This is a genomic window from Paraburkholderia sp. (assembly GCF_035501035.1).
Taxonomy (GTDB): domain Bacteria; phylum Pseudomonadota; class Gammaproteobacteria; order Burkholderiales; family Burkholderiaceae; genus Paraburkholderia.
In genome coordinates this window covers 1-3,084 of the sequence record NZ_DATJWR010000211.1, presented here as the reverse complement: position 1 = coordinate 3,084, position 3,084 = coordinate 1, and the positions used below count along the sequence as shown (strand labels likewise).

General features: G+C 61.7%; 2 protein-coding genes and 1 pseudogene. All 3 read right to left on the bottom strand.

Annotated elements, in window-relative coordinates:
• Positions 1–204 (bottom strand): hypothetical protein (locus VMJ11_RS14955; protein WP_325620171.1); only part of this gene is annotated, 204 nt, incomplete at its 3' end.
• A gap of 109 nt (positions 205–313) precedes the next feature.
• Positions 314–1,458: pseudogene (locus tag VMJ11_RS14950) on the bottom strand (IS3 family transposase); the annotation flags it as partial.
• Positions 1,459–1,500: 42 nt separating this feature from the next.
• Positions 1,501–2,478, bottom strand: coding sequence for an IS110 family transposase (locus tag VMJ11_RS14945; RefSeq protein ID WP_325620172.1), 978 nt, complete (start codon positions 2,476–2,478; stop codon positions 1,501–1,503).
• Positions 2,479–3,084: the final 606 nt, after the last annotated feature.

Genomic DNA, 3,084 nt, shown 5'->3' with positions numbered 1-3,084 from the left:
AATTTGCAAGCGACCAGCAGTTTCGAGTTCCGTCGTCAAGCCGGATGTCTTGTTCTGGATGGACTTGAAATCGGCGTCATTTCGTCGGCGGATGCGCACATGCGAGATCGGCCTTTGCAGCGGTCTGGCATACGGTTGTGTGAGATTGACCCGCTTCGACGGATAGATCTGCAGTTGAGTTTTACAGCGGAATGTGTCCTCCATTCGGTGTTGCCTCGCGGGTTGTCCACGGGCGGGCGGCGGGTCGGATATCACGACCACGACGCTGCCCGGCGGTGGGCAACCCGCGCCGCGGCGGATTTTGTGTTTTTTCGTATTGCTGCTCAAATTCCATCGGCGAGCAGTAGCCCAGGCTGCTGTGCAGGCGACGGATGTTGTACCAGCCCTCGATGAAGCGGAAGATCGCACACCGCGCCTGCGCACGCGTACCGAAGCGCTCGCGCATCAGCAGTTCCGCCTCCAGCGTGCCGAAGAACGACTCGCACATCGCGTTGTCATAGGCGTCGCCGGCCGTCCCCATCGACGGCTGTACGCCCGCCTCGCGACAGCGCCGGCCGAAGGCAATGGAAGTGTATTGACATCCCTGATCCGAATGGTGAATCACCCCTTCAGCCCGACGCTGTTGCAGCGCCATATCCAGCGCGCGCAGCATCAGTTCCGTGTACAGGTGATCCGACATGGCCCAGCCGACAATGCGCCGGCTGAACACATCGAGCACCACGGCCAGATACAGGAACCCTTCACCGGTCGGCACGTAGGTGGCGTCCGCCACCCACAGTACGTTGCACGCTTCGGCACTGAAGTGCCGGCGCACCAGATCGGGCGCGCGCCGCGCTCCCGCACGTTGGCGCGTAGTGAGCTTCCAGTGCCGCCGGCTTGCGCCACACAGACCGGCCATGCGCATCAGGCGCGCCACGCGCTTGCGTCCCACATGCACGCCCTCGCGCGCGAGCTGCACATGAATGCGCGGCGCCCCGTAGGTGCCACGCGAGCTCGCGTGCACGGTACGGATGCGCGCGAGCAGTTGCGCATCACTGCATGCCTGCTTCGATGCTTCACGCACCCGCCACGCGTAGTAGCCGCTGGTGGAGACCTGCAGCAGCCGCGCCATCGTGGCAATGGGCCAGCGGGCCTGGTTCGCCTTCATGAATCCGTACCCTTCGGCGGTACGGCTCCAGTCTCGCGTGCGAACCAGGCGGCCGCCTGAGAGAGAATGTCTCTTTCCATCTTCAGTTGCCGGTTCTCACGACGCAGCCGCGAAAGCTCCTGCCGCTCGGCGGTGGTCAGCCCGTCGTGGCGCACGCCCGCGTCGCGACCGGCCTGCGCCACCCAGTTGTAGATGGTCTGTGCGGTCGGCTCGAACTCCTTTTCCAGTTCCTCCGGCGTACGCCCGGCCTTCACCAGCTCGACCATTTGCGCCCGGAATTCCGCCGGGTACGGGGTACGATGCTTGCCCATTTCGGCACCTCCTGATCAAAAGGATAGCAACTGTCTTGGAGGTCAAGCATTTTTGAGGTCCGTCTCATGAAACGAAGCGTCCCACGGCCTGCCGGCTTTGACCATCGCGTTCAGAATGGTCAGCAGTTTGCGCATGCAGGCGACGAGCGCGACCTTCTTTGGCTTTCCGGCTTCGACGAGGCGACGATAAAACAGCCTGATCGCCGGATTGTGACGGGTCGCCACCAGGGCAGCCATATACAGGACACGTCGCACGCTGCCTCGGCCCCCAAAGATCGTGCGCTTGCCGCGCATCGTGCCTGAATCGCGATTGATTGGCGCGACGCCAATGAGCGAACTGATTTCCCGCCGCGTCAGTCTCCCCAGCTCAGGGACTTCGGCAATCACAACCGAAATCGTTGCATCGCCCACCCCTTTAACGGTACGAAGCAACGCCGACAGGTCAGCAAAGTGCGAATGAATATGCCCGCCCATATCGCTTTCGATACGGGCTATTTCATCCTTCAGCGCCTCGATAATGGTTTCGACGCTTTTGCGGGTTTGGGCATGCGCCAGCGCCAGCCGGTTGCGCTCGGAGACAAGCATCGTGATCAACTGCCGGCGCCGCGCAACGATTGCCGCCAGCGCTTGCTGTTCGATGGTCGGCAAGGTCTTGACGAATTTCTCGCGCTCGGGATGACGTTCGATCACTTCGCCGAGCTGGGCGAGAATGCGCGCATCTATGCGATCAGTCTTCGCAAGTTTCCCCATCGCACGAGCAAAGTCTCGCGCCTGCCGTGGATTGATCACTGCCACGGCATATCCGGCGGCCTGCAATACGCAAGCTACTGCCATTTCCAGCCCACCTGTGGCTTCGAGGACGATCAGCGCAACCTGGTGGCGCGCGAGCTCATCAAGCAAAATGTCGAAGCCATCCGTCTTGTTGGAGACACTCAGCGGCGTTGCCTTAACGCCAATCGCTATATCCAGCGTAGCCTTGGAAACGTCAATGCCAACGGTAATCGGTTTCGGATCTGGCAAGCTCGTCACTACCCCTCCTTGTACATGCGAACTTTTTTCAAACAACTGTTCGGGCTGTTGATGAGCGGCTCAGCTCGTGCGCCATTCGCTATCCTGCGGGCTGCAAACCCAAGGTGTCATCAGGCTGCACGAGCCTTGCCAAACCGACACAAAACCAAGGCTGTGGATTTGTGGACGATGCGCCTGCGGCGCACCGGAGAGCTTACCGTGGATAACGCTGCGCGTTGCCCACCGCGCTCTCCTTCGCCCACAAGCTCCACAGCCTTCAACTACGAATGAAAAAGAACAGCTTCAAAACCGTACTTCAAGATACAAGGTGTCCACGGAAGCGGGTCAACTCCACTGCAGGCTGACATGGTCCAGTTGGCAAGCAATGCGGTCGCTGCAGCCAGGACGGCTGGCGTGAAGCACATTGTGCGCTCGTCCGGGGGGCCGGCGCCGACCCGGCCAGCCCGGTCGCCATCGCTCGGGCCATGGCGAGCATTTGCGACGCAGAGTGGGGCCGTTTGCGGGGTCGGAGCGGCCATGTCGGATTGCCTCTCAGCCTCTCAGTGCGACGCCGGCGCGTCGGGCGCGGGCTCGTCGTCGACGAAGCAGGCGGCGAAC